Origin of the sequence: Arthrobacter jinronghuae (assembly GCF_025244825.1) — a bacterium.
Taxonomy (GTDB): Bacteria; Actinomycetota; Actinomycetes; order Actinomycetales; family Micrococcaceae; genus Arthrobacter_B; species Arthrobacter_B jinronghuae.
Genome location: NZ_CP104263.1, coordinates 758748 through 777946, shown reverse-complemented (window position 1 = coordinate 777946; position 19199 = coordinate 758748). Strand labels below are relative to the sequence as shown.

18 protein-coding genes and 1 pseudogene are annotated in these 19199 nt (G+C 64.0%); 4 read left to right on the top strand and 15 right to left on the bottom strand.

Annotated features, from left to right (window positions below):
- Positions 1 to 2: 2 nt before the first annotated feature.
- Entirely contained in the window at positions 3 to 1199 is a 1197-nt protein-coding gene (locus N2K98_RS03570; RefSeq protein ID WP_255866045.1) for a hypothetical protein, read from the bottom strand.
- A gap of 178 nt (positions 1200 to 1377) precedes the next feature.
- A complete protein-coding gene (locus N2K98_RS03565) occupies positions 1378 to 2178 on the bottom strand; it encodes an excalibur calcium-binding domain-containing protein (RefSeq protein ID WP_255866044.1) in 801 nt (266 codons plus the stop codon).
- 178 nt (positions 2179 to 2356) lie between these two features.
- On the opposite strand from N2K98_RS03565, the gene N2K98_RS03560 reads away from it, so the two are divergent.
- A complete protein-coding gene (locus N2K98_RS03560) occupies positions 2357 to 2848 on the top strand; it encodes a hypothetical protein (protein ID WP_255866043.1) in 492 nt (163 codons plus the stop codon).
- 39 nt (positions 2849 to 2887) lie between these two features.
- Here the strand turns inward: N2K98_RS03560 and N2K98_RS03555 are convergent, their stop codons facing one another.
- Both N2K98_RS03555 and N2K98_RS03550 read right to left on the bottom strand, forming a co-directional pair.
- On the bottom strand, positions 2888 to 3436 hold the full coding sequence (locus N2K98_RS03555) for a hypothetical protein (protein WP_255866042.1): 549 nt from the start codon (positions 3434 to 3436) through the stop codon (positions 2888 to 2890).
- A gap of 96 nt (positions 3437 to 3532) precedes the next feature.
- Positions 3533 to 4123 carry a TetR/AcrR family transcriptional regulator gene (locus N2K98_RS03550; RefSeq protein ID WP_255866041.1) on the bottom strand — a complete coding sequence of 197 codons (591 nt, stop codon included), beginning with the start codon at positions 4121 to 4123 and terminating at the stop codon, positions 3533 to 3535.
- A 26-nt stretch (positions 4124 to 4149) separates the two neighbouring features.
- Here N2K98_RS03550 and N2K98_RS03545 point away from each other — a divergent pair, with 26 nt between their 5' ends.
- Positions 4150 to 5415, top strand: a complete 1266-nt coding sequence (locus N2K98_RS03545) for an MFS transporter (RefSeq protein WP_255866040.1) — start codon at positions 4150 to 4152, stop codon at positions 5413 to 5415.
- Between the two features lie 54 nt (positions 5416 to 5469).
- Here N2K98_RS03545 and N2K98_RS03540 read toward each other — a convergent pair whose 3' ends face one another.
- The 8 genes from N2K98_RS03540 to N2K98_RS03505 form a co-directional block, all read right to left on the bottom strand.
- Positions 5470 to 6678, bottom strand: a complete 1209-nt coding sequence (locus N2K98_RS03540) for an alpha-hydroxy acid oxidase (RefSeq protein ID WP_255866039.1) — start codon at positions 6676 to 6678, stop codon at positions 5470 to 5472.
- A 450-nt stretch (positions 6679 to 7128) separates the two neighbouring features.
- Entirely contained in the window at positions 7129 to 7560 is a 432-nt protein-coding gene (locus N2K98_RS03535; protein ID WP_255766813.1) for a helix-turn-helix domain-containing protein, read from the bottom strand.
- A gap of 5 nt (positions 7561 to 7565) precedes the next feature.
- A complete protein-coding gene (locus tag N2K98_RS03530) occupies positions 7566 to 8150 on the bottom strand; it encodes a hypothetical protein (protein ID WP_255798369.1) in 585 nt (194 codons plus the stop codon).
- On the bottom strand, positions 8101 to 9105 hold the full coding sequence (locus N2K98_RS03525; protein WP_255866038.1) for a hypothetical protein: 1005 nt from the start codon (positions 9103 to 9105) through the stop codon (positions 8101 to 8103). Before N2K98_RS03525 ends, N2K98_RS03530 begins: the two co-directional genes overlap by 50 nt.
- Positions 9102 to 9596: a hypothetical protein gene (locus N2K98_RS03520; RefSeq protein WP_255866036.1), complete on the bottom strand. Its 495-nt coding sequence runs from the start codon at positions 9594 to 9596 to the stop codon at positions 9102 to 9104. The genes N2K98_RS03525 and N2K98_RS03520 overlap by 4 nt, the downstream gene beginning before the upstream one ends.
- Positions 9597 to 9756: 160 nt before the next feature.
- Complete coding sequence (locus tag N2K98_RS03515) at positions 9757 to 10944, bottom strand: YkvI family membrane protein (protein ID WP_255866035.1); 1188 nt, start codon at positions 10942 to 10944, stop codon at positions 9757 to 9759.
- A gap of 194 nt (positions 10945 to 11138) precedes the next feature.
- Complete coding sequence (locus N2K98_RS03510; protein ID WP_255866034.1) at positions 11139 to 11759, bottom strand: phosphatase PAP2 family protein; 621 nt, start codon at positions 11757 to 11759, stop codon at positions 11139 to 11141.
- A 93-nt stretch (positions 11760 to 11852) separates the two neighbouring features.
- Positions 11853 to 12971 (bottom strand): EcsC family protein, encoded by a 1119-nt coding sequence (locus N2K98_RS03505; protein WP_255866033.1) that lies wholly within the window; start codon positions 12969 to 12971, stop codon positions 11853 to 11855.
- Positions 12972 to 13257: 286 nt separating this feature from the next.
- Between N2K98_RS03505 and N2K98_RS03500 the strand changes: the two genes are divergently transcribed.
- A complete protein-coding gene (locus tag N2K98_RS03500; RefSeq protein ID WP_255866032.1) occupies positions 13258 to 13671 on the top strand; it encodes a hypothetical protein in 414 nt (137 codons plus the stop codon).
- Positions 13672 to 13731: 60 nt separating this feature from the next.
- Here the strand turns inward: N2K98_RS03500 and N2K98_RS03495 are convergent.
- From N2K98_RS03495 to N2K98_RS03485, 3 genes and pseudogenes are all read right to left on the bottom strand, one after another.
- A pseudogene (locus N2K98_RS03495) lies at positions 13732 to 13938 on the bottom strand (arginine deiminase family protein); the annotation flags it as partial.
- A gap of 225 nt (positions 13939 to 14163) precedes the next feature.
- On the bottom strand, positions 14164 to 15612 hold the full coding sequence (locus tag N2K98_RS03490; protein WP_255866031.1) for a basic amino acid/polyamine antiporter: 1449 nt from the start codon (positions 15610 to 15612) through the stop codon (positions 14164 to 14166).
- Positions 15613 to 15897: 285 nt separating this feature from the next.
- Positions 15898 to 17160 (bottom strand): arginine deiminase, encoded by a 1263-nt coding sequence (locus N2K98_RS03485; RefSeq protein WP_255866030.1) that lies wholly within the window; start codon positions 17158 to 17160, stop codon positions 15898 to 15900.
- A gap of 346 nt (positions 17161 to 17506) precedes the next feature.
- Between N2K98_RS03485 and N2K98_RS03480 the strand changes: the two genes are divergently transcribed.
- Positions 17507 to 19024: an HNH endonuclease signature motif containing protein gene (locus N2K98_RS03480; RefSeq protein WP_260553960.1), complete on the top strand. Its 1518-nt coding sequence runs from the start codon at positions 17507 to 17509 to the stop codon at positions 19022 to 19024.
- Positions 19025 to 19199: the final 175 nt, after the last annotated feature.

The following is a 19199-nucleotide window of genomic DNA, read 5'->3' as shown; positions in this document are numbered from 1 at the left end:
GTTTACCGGGCGGCAGGCAGTACGGTTTCGATGGCCGCCTCAGTCGCATCCGGTGCGTCTGGCGGCGGAGCGAATGACGACGGCGGCGGTGTTGGCCGGGGTGGCGACGGCGGGTTGGGCGGGAACGGGAATTCCGGCGGAATGACCGGAATGTCCGGGTCCGGCGTCCCCGGCTCCGGCGGATTGGGCGGTCCCGGCGGTGTAGGCGGCACGGTGGGCGGTGCCGTCGGGTCCGGGCTGGGCGGGGAAGTCGGCGGTTCCGTGGAAGGTTCCGTCGGTGGCTCGGTCGGTGGCTGCGTAGGCGGCTCGCCTGGTTCGGTCGGCGGTTGAGGCGAGGGTTCAGTCGGCGGAGGCTGCGGCGAATTGCCCGGCGGATTCAGCGGTGGCTGTTGAGGTGCCGGTTGGGGGTTCCGGGCGGCATCCTCAGCACGGGCGCGTTCTTCGGCTGCCTGTTGCTGTGCCTGCTCCCATCGGTCTGCCTCCGCCTGACGCACCCTTTCCGCTTCGGCCTGGCGTGCCTTTTCCTCCTGCTCGGCTTGTTCCAGCCGGGATGCACTGTCCAGCCATACGAGATCCCCGGCCGGGTTGCGCGTGCAGCGGTACTCGACCTGGTCTTCCGTGCGCACTTCCCCCTCAGTGGCACACGGGCCGTTTCGGATGGAACCCTGCTGGGCGGGTTCCTGCACCAAAGCATCGGCCAGTACGGCTACACCGCCCGGCTCGTTGGCAGAATCGTCGGTGGCGTCCTCCACTCCGGGCGGGAGGGGGAGGTTCAGGACGGACCCGGGCGGCGGCGTCGTCGGCAGGGCGAAAGGATCGGGCCGTGGCCGAAGGCCGTCGGCCTCTGCAGATAGCGAACTTGGAACGGGATCCGGCGTCGAGACGACTCCAGCGACCATGCCGACCACCAGCACCACGGCACCAAGGGACAGGGCAAATTTCCGCTGTTCGAGCGTGTCCAGATTGGCCCAGCTGCGACGTCGGAAACCCAACGCGTAGAGCGCGGTAAGCACCAGCAGCGATCCGATGGCCAGCAGCCACACTATGACGCCGAGGCTCCCCTGCAGTGCCGCCACCCAGAGCAACCCGGCTGCCAGGCCGAGGACCAACCATGCGGAGCGGGGATTCCCGAGACTGGGACTTCGCTGCGGCACGGATGCATCGAAGGGAGCTGCTGCCGGTGTTGATTCGTGCGACATGATGCCTCAGCGCTGTGGAACCGGGCCGGTCTCCCCCGATCCGCGGACCGCGGCCGGCTTCTGATGCGGCAACAGCGCTGGCCGGACCGGATACCGGAACCGTTAACGCGAGTTGCCCTTGGAACCACGCTAGGCGGGTCCAAGGGCAACTTCTACTGCTTCCGGAAACTGGTGGGGATTACTCGCAACCGACGCCGTCGCCGTCGCGGTCCAGGTGAGTGCCGTAGCCGGGTCCACCGGCGTAGACGGGAGCGCCTCCGGCGTTACGGGCCGCGGTGCAGTTGGGGTAGTAAACGCTGGCCGGCGGCGCGGGCGGCGCCGGTGCCGGAACCACGGGGGCGGGAACAGCCTGCTGGCGGGCCTGTTCGTCCGCCACTCGCTGCGCTTCCGCCGCGGCTGCCTGCTCATCGGCCACGCGCTGCGCCTCAGCCGCGGCTGCCTCGTCATCAAGGCGCTGCTGTTCGGCTGCTGCCGCGGCTTCCTCTGCCGCTTGCTTGTCCGCAGCTTCCTGGCGCTCGGCAATCAGCTTGATGGAGCTGTCCTTGTCCATCCAGACGAGCAAGCCGTTGTCATTTTCGGTGCAGACATAAACCACGGACTGTGACGTCGGGGTGGCTGACGGGGTGGCTGACGGCGAAGCCGTTGTCGTGGACGGGGACGGGGACGACGTCGGCGTGGCCTTGGCGGATTTGGTGGATGCCGACGGCGTGGGCGTGGGGCTCGCGGTTCCAGCCTGCTTCTGCGTCTGGGTGGCACCGGCGGTCTTGCAGGCCTTGTTGGCGATCTGCGTCGCAGTCGGCGTCGGCGTCGGCGTTGGTGACGAGGTGGTCTTGGTCGGCGACGGAGTGGCGGCAGCGGGTTCGGCGTCGCCGCCGCCGCAACCGGTCAGGACGACGACGGTGCTGATCGCCAGCGCGCCAAGAGTGAGCACCCGGGAGCGGGCGGAAGATGCGGTGCGGCGTGCGGGCAAAACAGGCATAGGTCCCCCATGGACAAGACATGAATGTGGATGCAATTGCATCGATCCAAAGGCTACAGGACTTGTGGAGGGGCAATTACCATCCGGAACGGACACCAAGTAGTCCGGTCCAACGTCGATTCTCTAGCCGATGCCCGGACAGGGCCGTAGCCTCTCTGCACGTCCTCTGGAGGTTGCGATGGAGTGGATCTGGAACGTTCTCTGGCCCATCGTCGGGGTGCTGATCGGCTTCGGTGCAGGTTGGCTGACGAAACGGAGCCTGGACCGGCGCCACGAGTCCCGGGCGCTCAACGAGCTGGTCACCTACCTGCACCTGAAACGGACGCTGGCCCCGATCGATCCGCAGGCGGCACAGGGCGGACCGATGGAAGCCCGGCACCGGTCCGCTGTGCAGGATCTGCGCGAAAACCTCATGGAGACACTCGCGCATCTCACGCCCGGATCCGGTGCCACCGAGATACTGATGCGGATGTCCGCCGCCAGCAACCGCTACCTGCGTGATGTGGCCGCAGATCCGGGGAGCTACCAGTTCGCACTGATGGAGTTGCGGCGGAACCTGGACGAGGACCTGCGGATCCTCACCGACGGCCGCCGCGACGTCCAGTACCTCAGCCCCGGTGAAGCCCCGGCCGGCAAACGGCCGGGTGTAGGAGAGAGGTCTGCCATATAGGGACGAAAGCGGTCATCCCTTTAGAACGCAGACCTTTCGTCACATGCTTCCTGCTTCCGGGATCGGATTAGTTCGACGGCAGTCCGGCGCATCGCATATGAAGGAGTGACTCGAAGCACTCGTATCGAGATCAGGGATTTCTTCCTTGAGCGCGTTCAAGGATTGAAGGAGATCCCCATTGTCCATCTTGATATGTTGAGCAAGAATCTTTAGATTTCTGGCTTGCTCTTGGACATGCCACTTAATTCTCTTGTCGAAAGTCGCGATTGTGCGCCGATCGGAAAAGCGCAACACACCGAGAGCACTCCGTCCGGCCGCAAGACGTTCTATAGCCCATGCGACCGTGTAGTAAGACTGGATCAGTTCGCTTTCCTCAATTTGGGAGTGTCTTACGTGCGGCCCATATAGCCAGCTCCCAATAACGTTACGGGCGGCTGCAACTTCCCCCGTTGTTAGGTCTGCTTGCAGGCTTGCCGCATAGCGGCGGCGCTCGGCCAGCATTGAATTGTGTGCCACCATCCAGCTGAAGAAGGCAGCGATGGCGCTGGCAAGAGCAGCAGCGGCCGCCGCGGAGGTCATGAGATCCATGCCTCATTCTCTGATGGAACCAAGACACCTTCCGCCGACACGCCGCTCACATGCCCACCCCGGCCCGCAAACGGCCGCCGCCGTCGTCGCCCGGGACTACCCGGCCGAGCGGGACGACGCGAACCCATCGATAACAAAGCCCGCGGTGGCGCGGCCCGTGGCCGACGCTTCTTCCGGCGAGGAACCGCGGAGCAGCATGCCCAGCACGCCGGTGAAGATCAGCAGCAGGTGGGCCGCCACCGCGTCGGCGTCGTCCGCACCGACAACGGGGACAGCCAACTCACGGAAACGGTCAGTAAGCAGCTGTGTATCCTGCGACAGGGTTTCGGCGAGCTGCTGGCCCGGATCAACGGTTTCGGCAGCGACGCCGAGTGCGGCGCACCAGCGCGCGGCAGACGCGCCGGACCGGTAGCTGGTCAGGGCGGGAAAGACGGCCAAAAGTCGGTCCCGGTCCGTGGCGGCGGCGTCGATTTCCCGCAGCCAGGCCGCGTCCCAGTTCTGCAACCGGCGGCGCAGGGCCTCCGCGATCAGGCCCTCCTTGTTGCCGAAATGCGCGTACAGGGTTGCCGGGGCAACGTTAGCGCGCTGCAGGATCCGGTCCACGGGCGTCGCCGCGACACCCTGCGTGAAGGCGAGTTCCTCGGCGGCGTCGAGCAGCCGGTTTCGTGCACTGGGTTGTCCATTCATGCGGAAAGCATATAACGTACGTTTCAATGAAACGACCGTTACAGCCTTCTGTTCCGACCGCCGGCCCGCTCTTCGCGGTCGCCGCGGTGACCCTTATCGCCGCGACCTACGGCCTGGCACGGCTGGGCTACGGCCTGTTCCTGCCCGCCTTTTCCGCCTCCTTCGAGCTGACCCCGGCAGTCGGCGGGCTGCTCTCTTCCGGCGCCTCGGTGATCTACTGCGTCTCGGCCGGGCTGGGGTTTGCGTACGCGCCGCGGCATCCGCGGCTGATGACGATTCTGGCCGGGTCGACGGCGGCGCTCGGCTCGGCCGGTATCGCCGCCGCTCCGTCCACGGGGTTCTTCACCGCAGCCGTGCTGCTGGCCGGGATGGGGGCGGGGTTCGCCTCCCCCGCCCTGGTCGAACTGGTGCAGCGCAACACGAAGCCGTTTCACGCGGCGAAGCGACAGTCGGTGGTGAACTCCGGAACCGGCTTCGGCGTGGTCGCAGCCGGGCTGCTCGCACTGCTGCTGGGGCCCGCATGGCGGCTGGCGTGGGTGCTGATCGCGGTGATCGCAGTGGCGGGGATGATCGGCGTGCTGCTGGGGGACGCCTCGCGGAACCGCGGGAATGCGGGTCTTCAAAACGATGCAGAAGGTGCAAACGGGAACGACGACGCCGGGCAGCGGCAGCGCGGCGGAAGCCAGCAGCGGGGGCTCGGCCTGGCGGCGTTGAAATGGCCGCTCGCTGCGGCGTTCATTTACGGCATCGGCTGCGCCGCGGTCTGGGTGTACGGACGCACCCTGCTCGAGGATCAGGGCGGCATGCCCGTCGCGCTGTCCGCCGGAGCCTGGATTGCCCTTGGCGTCGGCGGCGCGGCCGCAGTGCTGACCGCCCCCTGGCTGGCCCGGCACTCGATCCGCCTCACCTGGCCGGTCACGGTACTGGCCACCGCAGCGGCCACGGCGGGTATGGCCCTCGCACCGGGAAGTACCGGAATCTCCTTCGCCGCGGCTGCACTGTTCGGACTGGCCTATACGGCCGCGACGTCGGTCCTCATCATCTGGGCCACTGCCACGGCGAGCAGCAGTGCAGCCGGCACGTCGGCCCTCTTCATCAGCCTCATCCTTGGGCAGGCCGCCGGGGCAGCCCTGACCGGTGCCCTCATCGAAGCGTCCGGTTTCGGACTGACCTTTGCCGTTGCCGCAGCCGCATGCGGAATCAGCGCTGCCGGAGCCATTGCCCGCACCCAAAACCAACACACGTCGGAAGACGGCGGACTCCGGGTTGCCCGCTCCGACGCCGCGTCCTGACCGGTCGGCCGGCGCCCGCGGGTTGCAATCCCCGGCGGCGAGCGAGCCCGGCGGTCAGATGCTGCGGATATGCTCCGGACACAGCTCGGCCACGCTCGTGACGCCGAGCAGCTGCATCACCAGGGTCATTTCCGTGCGCAGCAGCTCCAGGGTGCGTTCGGCGCCCTGCCGGCCGCCGGCCATCAGCCCGTACAGGTAGGCCCGGCCGATCAGCGTGAAGTCCGCGCCGGCAGCAAGCGCCGCCACGATATCGCCGCCGGACATGATGCCCGAGTCCAGGATGATCTCCGCTTCGGGTCCGACGGCGGACCGGATGGACGGCAGGATCCGCAGCGGCACCGGGGCACGGTCCAGCTGCCGGCCGCCGTGGTTGGAGACCACCAGGGCGTCCGCACCGCGGGCCAGGACCTCGACGGCGTCGTCGGGCGTTTGGATGCCCTTGACGATGAGCTTGCCCGGCCAGGTCTCGCGCAGCCAGTCCAAATCGGCGAGGTTCAGCGAGGGTTCGAACATGGTGTTCACGGTTTCGGCCAGGGAGACCCGTTCACCCTCGAAGTTGGCGAAGCCCAGCGGTTTGGTGGTGAGGAAGTTGAACCACCACTCGGGCCGGTAGGAGGCGTCCAGAATGGTTTTGGCGGTCAGGGTGGGCGGCATCGTCATGCCGTTGCGGGTGTCGCGGAGCCTGGCGCCGGCCACCGGGGTGTCCACCGTGACGATCAGCGCGCCGTACCCCGCCGCCGCGGCCCGCTGCACCAGTTCACGCGAACGTTCGCGGTCTTTCCAGAGGTAGAGCTGGAACCATTTGGCGGCGTCGGGCACCGTTGCGGCCAGTTCCTCGATGGAGGCGGTGCCCATCGTGGAGAGCGAGAAGGGCACCCCGAAGGCGGCCGCGGCCTGCGCGCCACCCACCTCCCCTTCGGTGTGCATCAGCCGAGTCAGCCCGGTGGGCCCGACGCCTACGGGCATGGCCGACTCGGTGCCCGCGATCTTGGTGCTCAGGTCCACGCTGGTCACATCGCGCAGCACGTGCGGCACGAATTCGATGTTGTTGAAGGCCTCACGGTTGCGCTGCAGGGCATGCTCCCCGAACGAACCGCCGTCCACGTAGTCGAAGGCTGCGGCCGGGATCCGCCGCTTCGCGATGTCCCTCAGCTCCCAGATATTGGTGGCCTTGGCCAGGCGGGCACGGCGGCGGTCCAGGTCGAAGGACTGAAACTGAACGAGATCGCGGAGTTCGGAGTACTGGGGAATTCGGCGTTTCATGGCTGCTTTCTGGCTCGGCTTGGCGCCAGTCTAAGACGGCGGAACCGCCATGGAGCAGGAGTTGACCGATCGTTACGCGCAGCCTCAACGCCTTTTCGTTAAACAGCGAAGCCAGCGGAGGATATCCGCTGGCTTCGCTTGCAGCCCTCCACCGACCCCCCACAGGCAGCGGATGCTACAGATACAGCGCGCCTAAACGCGCCGACAAACGGGAACGGAGGCCTGTAGGCCGTCGAGGTGGAGACTTCGGCAGTGACCCCCCAGCCACAAATACACGAAGATTCCCCATCGGGCTCAGGATCGCTCCGTCCGCCGTTTATGAACTTTTTCAAACTCGTCTCACACATGTGTGAGACATGGGTGAGACGCTACCACCGCTCGGTGTCCGGGTCAAAGTTGTTATCAGCGCCGCGCAGGCCGCAGAAGGCCCCGGGGACGGGAGGCGGAGGGCTAGTGATCCTCGTCCAGGATTTTCGCGATCGCCTTCAAGGCCTCCGGATCCACCGGACCCAATGCCCTGGCCGCAAAGTTCCGCACCTCGGCGCGGCGCAGGCTGCGGAGCAGCTCCAGCTCGGCCTCGACCCGCTCAGGCAGGTTTCCGTCTTCCTGCAGCAGATAGTCGGGGTCGACGTCGAAGACGGCGGCAATGGCGCGCAGGGCTTCCTCCGGAACCACCTGCTCCTTGCCGGATTTCAGCAGCGACCACCGGGTGCGCGAGAGGTAGTAGCCCGCTTTCTGCGCGGCGTCCCTAATTGTCGGGTAGTCAAAGGGCTTGCCGGAGTCGGACATGATGACGTCCAGCAGGAGATTGATCTTCCGGGCAAGCGTTTCGGCTCGTCGGATGCCCGCCGCGCGCTCCGGGGGAAGATCAAAATCATTCACGTAGTTCAGCTCCATGTCATAACTGCGAGGAAACAGCAGAAGGTGGCCAGTCCCAGGGCCGCGCCGGACAGCGCTTCCCTCAGGGTATGTTCGCCGAGGGACACCCGGCTGAAGATCATCAACGGCGATAGTATCAACAGCCACGCCCAGCCCGCCCCGTATGTCGCGATTACCCAGAGCACGCCGAAGGTCAGGACGGACACGTGCGCCGAAACGTTGAGCCAGCGCCGGAAGAAGACGAGGCCCAAGTTGCCGAGCAGCAGCCCGGTCACCGTTTCCGGCACCGGGGAGGCCACGGGCAGGAGGTAGCAGACGACGGCGCCGGCCAGCATCAGGGCAGCCACCAGGGCGGCCCGCCAGCGGTCAGGGATCCCGCGGCGTCGGAACAGTCCCTTGGTGCCCTTGTAGATCGCCCCGGGCACCACGACGACGCCGGCCAGGAGCAGGAGCACGCCCACCGGTCCCAGCCCCGCCTCGATTCCCGCAGCAATGATGAGGACCGCCAGCACCAGGGCCGGCGGCAGGATTTTGGAGTACCAGCTAGCCGCCGAGGATAGCTGCGCGGCGGGCGGGTGTTCCCTTGTCTTCAATTCTTGTGCCTATCTCGTCAATGATGCGGGTCTCCTCCGGCGACAGCAGCCCGGGTTCCAGGACCCGGATGTCGCCGATGAAGATGAACCAGCGGTAGAGCTGGGTCTTGGAGGTGCGGGCGTTGAGGGATACGTTGGCCGCTTCCAGGGCCCGCGTGCCTTCGCAGGTCTTCATCAGGCGGCGCACGATCGGCCACAGGGCGTCCAGATCCTCGGCACGACGACGGCGGTCGGCGGCGGCGGTTTTGAGGCGGGCGTAGGACGGCACAGCGAATCCGACCGCGAAGCCGAACATGGTCAGCGCCATAAGGATGCGGTAGCCGAGGTAGAGGCCGAAGGACGCCTGCACGCCGGCGAATTCCAGGCCGATGAGCAGCATTTTCACGGACACGGCGCCCACGCCGGCCAGGCACCCGGCGCTGAGGATGCTCAGGCCGATGCCGAATTCCCGGGATTCCCCGCTCTTGTCCCGGCGCAGGCATTCGACGCCGGTGTAGCCGAGCACCACGCCGATCCAGGCAAAGAAGCTCGCCTGGTACGGGGCAATCGTGGGGATGGACGCGAAGGTGTCGGTGAAGTTGGTGGCGGAGCCAGGGGTATCGGACACCAGCAGCAGGGTCGTCTGAATGACGGCCAGGACAATTCCCATGCCGATCAGTGCCTTCACGTGCCGCCCGCCGTCGTCGTCCGTTCTGCCGGTGGCCTTGAGCAGCAGGCGGCACAGTTCCGTCATCCCGGCACCCATGAGCAGGTGGACGATCAGGTTGAGCAGGTTCCGCTCCCCCAGCAGGGAATCGACGTACAGGTAGACCTGGTCAATGTTCAGGGTGGCGCCCATGGCCACCGCGGCCATGCCGGGCAGGATGCCAAGCTTCCAGCCGAAGCGCAGACCCACCAGCCGGATGATCACCAGCGTCCAGAGGGCGGCGGCCGGCATCATCTGCAGAGTGATCACAGGAAGGTCCGTTCAAAGGTGCTGGAGCTGTCGCGTTCCCGAGGCAGCAGGGCCAGCGAGAGCAGGTAGGCCACCTGCTCGGCGGCGCGTTCCGTCTCGTTCCAGGTCAGGGACCGCGCCAGCATCCGCCGGATTCCCTGGCGGCTGCCGATGTGCTGGAACAGGGACGGCATGGCCGTTTCCACTCCGCCGCATCCTTGGTGGCGTAGGAGGATGTGGCCGAATTCGTGGCAGGCGGCGTGGGTGCGGTGCAGCCGGTTGTCGCCAGAGGGCAGCAGGATGATCGACTTCGTGTCCTTCTCGATCCAGAGACCGGTGACGGAAGGAATCACGGCGGAGTCGATGTCGCGCAGTTCAATGGGTTTTCCGTGCGTCTTGGTCACGGCGGCCAGCAGTTCATCGAACGTGACGTGCTCGCCCAGCTGTAGGGCGGCGACGACTGCTTTTGAGGTGGCCCGTTCACCGGCGGACTTCCCGAATCGCGTTGTCATGAAACCCCCATCGTTGTTTCACACATCTTTTTCGTGCCTGCTTATGTCCAACTTGTGTGAAGAGACTGCCCCTGACTTTATCGCAAACTGCGGCTTGGCCCCCGGGGCGGGTGCTGCCGGGGCCGGTTTTGGCCGGCTGTGGTCGCCGGTGGTCGCCGGGCTAGCCGGCCTGGACGTCTTGGACGTCTTGGGGCGCAGTAGCTGCCTTCTCCTCAGGTAACCGCTCGAACGCAACGGCGTAGACGTCGGTCCCGCGCTTCCGGGCCCGGATGTTTCGGATCTGCCGGATGACAATGCACCCCACCAGAACCAGGGCCAGGTAACCGGCAACCGGGTACAGGACGTTGACGAGTTCCGCGAACGGCACCTGCGCCAACAGCACCGCAGCCACCGTGGCAATGAGGGCGAACAGCTTTGCCCGGTTGCTCCTGTCGTTTGTCTCGATCCGGTTGATCGCCGTCCACAGCAGCGGAACGGCGGTGGTGTAAATGCCTGCGAAGAGGACCACCGAGAAGATGCTGCCCGCGCCGGAGAATATCTGGTTGGCAATCCACAGCATGGGGATCTGCTTGTCATACACGTCACCGATGTTGGCCAGCAGCCCGAAAGCCACCACGGCAACCGCCGCCACAAACGTCATGGCTCCGGCCAATCCGGCGGTGACGGCTTCCCTGTCATTGCGGACTCGTGTGCTCAGGCTTGCAAGGAACGGGACCAGCATCAGGATCCCCAGGCCCGGGTAGTTGAATCCCGACACGGCCCAGTTCGGGGCCGCCTGCAGAACGTCGATGGTGGGGAGGGTATCCGCTGATGCCGTGATACCCTGCGGGCTCCTGGCGATACCGATGATGCCGACGACGAGGCACAGGACGACGATGACGGGACCGAGTTTGGACACAATACCCACCAGGCCATCCAGCCCCATCATCACCGTCAGCAGCACTCCCACTGCCATCGCAAGGATTCCCACCTGACTGTTCCAGCCCAAGTGCTCGTTGAGGGCGGCACCGGCTCCGGAGAGCATGACCGCGAACAGGCAGAAGAAGAACAAGGGCGCAAAAACGCCGAAGAATTTGCCGATGTACTTTCCGCAGTAATACTCGAAGATCGCATTTCCGGATTTCAACCGGAGGTTGCGGCCATCGCGGAGAACCACCGCCGTGACGTAGGAATAAAGGCAAAAACTAATCACCAGGGCGCCAGCTGCACCGGGCGCCCCGAAGGACGCGAAGTACTGCAGTGCCTCCTGGCCTGTGGCGAAACCGGATCCGATCAGGTAGGCAAGGATTGCCCCCATCAAGGTGATGACCGTGCCGGCCCGAACTCTCTTGGATGCTGTCTGAGTCATCCGTCCACATTATGACAAGCGTCACGGTGCCCCGCGTGGTTTCGGGTGTCAAAGCATCCGGATTCGGCGGGTTTGTATTTCGCTCATTCTTCTGTTAACTGGAACGATCTATTAACGGCTAATTGCAGGGGCTAAAATCGTTAAGGGTTTGTAACAATACTTGTGACTGCAAGAAATGCTTTCCGGACCGCGGATTAGGGCAGCAGCATGGCGGCGGTGAAGGTCAGGCATCCGGCGATGTGTCCGGCCAGGACCTGCGTGGGTGTGTGATCGCCGAGCTTCACCCGGGACCAGCCTGTGGCCGAGGCCAGCAGCAGGGCCAGCGCCGCGCCGACCGCCGGGATGGGCGCAAGCAGGGCCAGCCCGACGTAGGCGGCGACGGCGGAATGCACCGAAAGCTTCCACACCAGGTTCGCTGCCAGGCACAGCATCATGCCGATAAAGACGCCGCCGATTTCGCCGAACATTGCCGCCGGGGCGTCCAGCAGAACCAGGAGCAGCGCTCCGATCCCCAGCGACACTGCGGACGCGGCCAGGATCGGTGCCCGCTGGGTCCGCACGCCTACATGGTGGTCGGTCACCCTGCCCCGCCGCTTCAGCACCAGGATCCCGGCGAAGGGCAGCCCCACGGTGAACAGCGCCGCCGTGATGCCCTGCAGCCAGGTCACGCCCGGGGTGAGCAGGGGCTGCAGCAGCAGGAGGATTCCTACGAGTACGGCCGGGGCGGTGGTTTCGGTGACGATGCGCGCCAGCCGGGTGGAGGTGGAGGCGGTGCGTGATGCGGGCGATGCGGCGGGCTGCAGGGTTTCGGGCATCCGTCGATTCTACGGGGGTCGGGGTTACCGCCACCGATGGCATCGCCGAACGGCCAGGTCAGGCAATGGTGCAGGCGAGGGTGGCCCCCTTGCCTAATGGATCTCGGGTCCGCCCGCTTCGGCCAGCTCCCCGAGGATGCTTATGGTTTCGTCTGCCTCGTCCGGAGCCTCTGGGTCAACTACCACTCCACGCCCGTCGTCCTCCGCCAGATGGGGGTACTTCTCCAGCAGAAAACGCCGCCTGTAGGCAGTGTCGGCGGCGTCGACAACCGACTCCAGGGTGGCCCAATTGAACCCTCCGCCAATCACTATTCCGGCAGCCGGCACCACCTTGCCAAGCGACTGCTTGGTGAACCGGACGCCGAACGCTTTCGCGAACTCATGGGAAACCCTAGCGACAATGGACTTATCCAGGACGGACCATGCTTTGCCGCGAACGAGTGCCTGGGTTAGCCGGGAAATATCTGACATAGCAGCCGTCTTTGCGCTGGCCGACATCGCGGTGCCAGCATTCACCACCGACATCACGAACAGTTTTTCGCCGGGTTCCTCCGGGTCATACCCGTAGAACAGCGACACATGCCCCACCGAGCGCGATGCCAGTCCCAGGACAACTGCCGCGTCACCGGTCATGGCTCCAGCAACCGCAACGCCGGAAGGCGCTGCGCCGGCACCGGCTGAGGCGACAGTGACCAGCGCTCCACCGGAGATGACCAACCCGGCACCCATGCCTGAGACTGCAGCAGCGATCGGATAGTACAGGTTCAGTCCCCGCCCCCGCACCGCGTCGATCTGCTCGAGGTCAAGGCGGCGCAGGTCCGAAAGCGAGGACACATCGTGCCCACGCTTCTGATGGGCTTCGACTACCCGACGTGGAGAGAGCCCCACGCGGGCTGCCCGTGCCAGCATGCGGGTCACAGAGTCAACGGCCGCACCACCCCATTCCGTCATCGCTTCGGGAACGGCGTCAGCAGTTTTGCGGGCTCCGGCACGTATGGCGTTTGCGCCCTTGCCCACCATTTCCTGGCCGCGGGAGACGGCCGACTGGGCGCCTGGACGGTCCTCGAGGTACTGTCCTGCACGCTTACCAAGACCGGCAGCCCCGTTGGCCACTTGTTCACTGGCTTTTTTCATCGCCCGCGAGATCGGGCGTGGCTTAACACGCTGGATCCGTCGCCAGGCATGGATCTCATAGCTCGAGGGTTTCGTCATGTCGGACACTCTAGTGGCGTACTCCGACACTGCAGAGGATCCGGCGGGGTGGTTTGACCGCAATTTCACTTTCCGGGGCTAGTTGGCCATGTAAGCACGCCGCGTGAGATCCTCCACGACCGACCATGGTGATTCGAGTTCGACTCTTAGTTCCAAGTCCCCCGTTCCGAAATGGCCAATATTGGTCACGTCGCGACTGAATCCTTCACGAAGCTCAACCGACCCGGATCCAGCTAAGAGAGGGAACCAGGACTAGTTTCCCTGACAGCGAGCGCGACAATGGGGCATGAACGAACGCGACGCGCTACTTAGAGCAGTGAAGGTGTTTCATACGTTTGCGTGGGTCACCATTGAAAGCTGCATGCTTTATGTTCTGGTCGCCGGCATCCGGAAGCGGTCTGACCGCAGAGCAGGGATCGCGGCCGCCGTGGTGTCCATGGAGGTTCTGGTCTTCGCCGGCAACGGATTTCACTGCCCGCTTACGGCGGTGGCACGAGATCTCGGAGATAGTTCCGGGTCTGTCACCGACATCTATTTGCCTCAATGGCTGGCCAAAAATCTCCCAGCCATCCACGTCCCGCTAATCATCGTGGCAGTGGTCCTCCACTGGCGGAACATCTCGGCCAGGAAGGCTGCGGATAGAAACATCGCGCAGGTTGTCGACGCTGCCGGTGCTGCCCGAAGTCTGCCGGCTACGTAAACCCATGGGCGCCGCCGGCGAGCTGGTGGTGACCATCCCGCCCGCCACGCGCCGTCGTCGTTAATCCAGGCCATCCCGGATGATCGGGCAGGTCATGAAGTGCCCACCGCCGCGGCCGCGACCGAGTTCGGCCCCGACAATCGGGATGACCTCGACGCCGACGTTCCGCAGCGCCGCATTGGTCTGGGTGTTGCGGTCATAGGTGAACACCACGCCGGGTTCCAGGGCGACTGCGTTGTTCGCGCTGTCGCACTGCTGGCGTTCGGAGGCCGGATGGAACAGATAGATGGCCTGCATCAGCAGGATTACGTCGTGCCGGGCCGGCCAGTAGAAGATTCATAGCGGCGGCAGCAGGTACCCGGTTCGGGCCCAGCAGGTCTTCACGGTTTGTCGGCGTGAGCCGTTCGTGGGTCAGACCCGGGGCACAGACCAGAACCTTGCGCAGCGTGCCCACCTCCGGGTGCATACCGCAGGACGCGGCACGCCCTCTGCTCAGAGCTCTATCCAGCCCCGGGTCAGGGCGAGCACGCCTGCAACGGCTCCTGCCAAAGTAATGAGGAAAAGAACAAGCTCCCCTCCCCGGAAAACGCGCTGCCCCTGTTCACGGCGGGCAATCACGAACAGGACGGTGGCGGGGGCGTAGAAGATCATCGAAAGCAGCACCAGGGGCAGCCCGGCGGCATAGACCAGGAACACTGAATAAATGGTGGCAATGACGGCAATGACCAGGTCGCCCCGCCGGGTGCGGCTCGGGGCTCCTTCATACGTTTCCCCGCTCCAACCGAGTTTGAGGGCGTAGAGGGCCGCGAAAAGGAGGGAAAACAACGTCAGGACCGCGGTCATGTCCAGTGCGAAGTCGAAGGCGTCACCGGAGAAGTAGGTGATGACCATTACCAGCTGGCTGAGCAGGGTGCTCAGCAGCAGGGCGTTGACCGGGACATCGTCCTCGCTGACCCGGGACAGGAACCGCGGCATGTCCTTCTCCGTGGCGGCCACGTACAGGACCTCCGCTGCCATCAGGCTCCAAGCCAGGTAGGCCCCCATCACCGAAATGATCAGGCCTGCGCTGACGAACACCACCCCCCAGGTCCCCACTCCCGCTTCCAGGACACCCGCCATGGATGGTTGGCGCAGCTCGGCGAGCTGTTCCATCGGCAGGACGCCGTAGGAAACGATCGTGACCGAGGCAAAGATGGCAAAGACGCTCAGAAATCCGAGGACGGTGGCCCGGCCAACGTCCTCCCGCCGTCGGGCATGGCGCGAATACACACTGGCACCTTCGACACCGAGGAAAACGAAGACCGTCACCAGCATCGTGTTGCTGACCTGCTCGAACAGCGGCCCCGTATAGTCCCCACCGGTAAGGTTTCCCGCGAAGACGGCGGGGTCGAACAGGAAGACAGCAAACAGCACGAAGACCAGGATGGGAACAACCTTGGCGATCGTGACTATCCGGTTAATGGCCGTGGCTTCTTTGATCCCGCGCCTGATCAGGAAGAAGAATCCCCACAGCCCGGCCGAGGACAGCACGACGGCGAGGAGGGTGTCCCCTGCGCCCAGCTGCGGAAACAGGGCTCCCAGCGTGGACATGGTGAGCACCCAGTAGGTGACGTTTCCAACACAGGCACTGGCCCAGTAACCCGCTGCGGAGAAGAACCCCACGTAGTTTCCGAAGCCGGCCTTAGCGTAGGCGAAGACCCCCGCATCAAGCGCTGGTTTGCGCATGGACAACCGCTGGAACACGAAAGCCAGCATCAGCATGCCGGAACCCGCAATCAGCCAGGCGACCAGCGCACCCCACACCCCGGTTTCCTCGGCGAAGCGCTGGGGCAGGGAAAACACCCCGGCCCCGACCATGGACCCGATCACCACAGTGGTGAGGGTCAGCAGGGAGAGTTTGGCTGCTGGGGCTTTGTCCCCTGAAGCAGGCGCATTAGACACGGTTCTTTTCCAATCGGATGTTGCGGCCACTGAGGCAACACCGCTTAGACATCTGTGGAGGGACGGACCGCTTCCTGCGGAGGCTCCTCCGTCAGCGGCTCACCACAATCCTCTCAGAGGGAGACGGCAGGGTCCGAATCGGCGGCCAGCACCTCGAGACAGTAGCCGAGGGGGTCCCTGCAGTGGAAAGGCATGTACCCGTCAAAGGCGGTGCGTTCGCTGGAGTCCACGTCGAAACCGTGGCTGGGCCGCGGTCACATGCCAGCCGGCCCCGCGCCGTCGTCGTTAGTCCAGGCCATCCCGGATGATCGGGCAGGTCATGCAGTGTCCGCCGCCGCGGCCGCGGCCGAGTTCGGCCCCGGCAATCGGGATCACTTCGACGCCGGCGTTCCGCAGTGCCGCGTTGGTCTGGGTGTTGCGGTCATAGGTGAACACCACGCCCGGTTCCAGCGCGACGGCGTTGTTCGCACTGTCCCACTGCTGCCGCTCGGAGGCGGAGTAGTCGCCGGCGGTCTCCACCAGGCGCAGCTTTTTGTAGCCCATGGATTCGGCCACCACGTCAACGAAGCGGCGGTCGCGGTGGTCCCGCACCTCCAGGCCGGGGCTGCGGTCCGAGGGGTGGATGGTGAAGGCGTGGATGCCGTCCACGATGGCCGGATGGATGGTGGCCAGGTCCCGGTCGGCGAAAGTGAACACCGTGTCCAGGTGCATCGCGGCGCGCAGCTTGGGCATGCCTGCCACGACGATCCGCTCGGCGGCCTCGGCAGCGAACAGCGACTGCGCGAGCTGGGTGATGGCCTGGCGGGAGGTCCGCTCCCCCATGCCGATCAGCACGGTGCCGTTGCCCACCGGCATCACGTCCCCGCCTTCCAGGTAGGCCTGGCCCCAGTCCTGTTCCCCGTCACCCCACCAGACGGTCGACGCCGCATACTCGGGATGGAACTTATAGATGGCCTGCATCAGCAGGGTCTCGTCGTGGCGTGCCGGCCAGTACAAGGGGTTCAGCGTCAGTCCGCCGCCGACCCAGCAGGTGGTGTCCCGGGTGTAGAGGGTGTTGGGCAGCGGCGGCAGCAGGTACTCGGGCCGGCCCGAGGATTCCCGTGCCAGGGCGATGTAATCGGTGCGGTAATCGGCGGGAAGGTCCGACGTCGCGAGCCCGCCGATGAGGTAGCGAGCCAGGTCCGCGCCGGTGAGCGAATCCAGGAACGCCCGGGTGCCGGACACCAGTCCCAGCCCGACCCGGTTGGCGACGATTTTCCGGTCCAGCAGCCAGGCCCGGGCCTCGGGCAGGTCCATGGTGGAGCCCAGCAGATCGTGCAGCTCCACGACGTCCACGCCGTGGTTCTCCATCTTGGTGACGAAGTCGGCGTGGTCGCGCTGGGCGTTCTCCACCCACATCACGTCGTCGAAGAGCAGGTCTTCCCGGTTCGTGGGGGTGAGCCGTTCGTGGGCAAGGCCCGGGGCGCAGACCAGGACCTTGCGCAGTTTGCCGACCTCCGAGTGCACCCCGTAGGTGGCGGCGTTCGGGGTGGAGGCGGGGGAAGGCATGGGATGCTCCTTTATCAGCAGACTTACCAGCATCCTTGCAGACGGAGGGGCGGGGGCCGAATCGGGGCACCTTTGCGGGATCGCTCGTAATCTAGGCATGCATTTCCTCAATACGGCTCGCACAACGCTCCGTACTGTCTGCACCCCCTAGACCGCCAAGATCGCAGCCTCATCTTCTGGGGCAGTCCCAAATCGCGAAGGGGTATCGACACTTGCCGAGCGAGCGGACCCAACCGCAGGGACCTCGAGTTCCCGGATGGACAGAACGAAGTTGTAGAATACCAAAATAGAAGATCCAATAAACTGGGGGATGCTCATGAGCGCCGGAATAACCATGTCCAAATCCATGAAGAAGAAACTGCCGCTCGAAGAGCAAGAAGGCATTTTGGACTTGTTGTGGGCTAAGAGCTCCGGGTTCTGCTGGCTGTGCCAAGGCACACTCAATCGCGCTTCGGACACAATCGTAGCTGACCACGAGATCCCTGAATCAGAAGGTGGACCAACAGATTTGGCGAACCTGAACCTTGCACACTCGCCATGCAACAGCGCCAAGCGGGCTGCGAGGACAATGGATGTTCGCCCCTATCTGCGCCTCGTTTCATATGCAAATAAGAGACGATTGAAATATGACGGATACCTCAAACACTTCGACATAAATCCGGCGTCAGTAGTGATCTCTCGAAGCGGACAAAATGCAACCATAGAACTGCCTAATGGTGACACTCAAGAGTGCCCTATTTTTGCAGAAAAAACTCCACAGAAAGAGTTTGAGTACATATTCGTCAGCCTGCCCCGTGAAGCGATATTCAACGATGATGATTGCCAACCCAGAGCTATCCGCCCTGAGCATGCTTGGGCGATTTATGGGGACCTTCAGCGGAACCCTCTTCATGAGCCTCCCAGCTGCAGAACTGAGACGGAAGCTTTAGAGCGACCCACCCGGCTCCTAATGTTCGACGGGCAGCACAAGACTATTGCGACATGGATGGCGGGGCGCGATTCTGTCACCGCAAAGGTTTACCTGAACCTGTCAAGCTCGGCCGCCAATGAGCTTGTTAATTCAATTCAAGCCAAGATAAAGAAGCTGCCGTTGTCACCATTTGAGCTGGCTGGCAAGATGTCTGATGAGTGGCAGAACAAGTTTCAAGAATACGAGAAGTCCGTCGGATCCACTGATATCTCGGAAAAGGGTTTTATTGACTGGCTTCCCAACACTGAACGAACGCGGGGAAAGCAGGCCCTGCATGGCGCGTTGGTCCAAGGGATTCTCGGCGATGAGGGGCTGCGCATAACCAATTACGTCAAAAAGCCGTCTGGCCCTCGTGAATCCATTGAAATCACCGAGCAGGCACTCAAGACAAAGATCATTGAGGGGCTCCTTATTAAGGATCCTCAGCGCTCCAAAGGTAACGATGCGCAGGCCGCTCGGGACCGGGAGGCAGAAAATATTATCGCCTGCCTTAACCGCTTCAGCGACCTCGCCTTTGACGTACCTGAAGGCTCTAATAGGACACCCCAAGAGTCTGAACGAGGCCGTCGAATGGTATACCAGGGGTCATTGGCCTATATTTCGAAGCTGATCCGCGAGCTATGGTTCCATATAGCGTGCCGTTCCGCCGAAAAAAACCTCATGGACGATGAATTCGATGAGAATCAGTGGAAGCTATTCCAAGAAGGAATAGATCGACTAGTAAACCACCCGATCTGGACGGCACCTTGGGGAGACAAGCCAGGGTTGAAAACCCTTCAAACAGGACTTGAAAAGAACCAAGCATCAAAGGAACTGTTCGAAGAGCTGGGTTTGAGCCTCACCCACTTAGTCATGGGCAATAAGGACCCACAGTTCCGCAAACACTGGTCTTGAGCAGTCATTCGAGGCGGTCGCCAAGCCGTCTCCATTGGCACCGGTGGGAAGGTCGAGATAAGAGGCTGCTGGCAATTACCGGACCTAAAATGTTGTCATAACCATAAGATTTGGCGGCGATCCTATCCAAGGGTCGCCGCCGTTTCTTGGTCTCGGCGTCCGCGAGCAGGAGCCT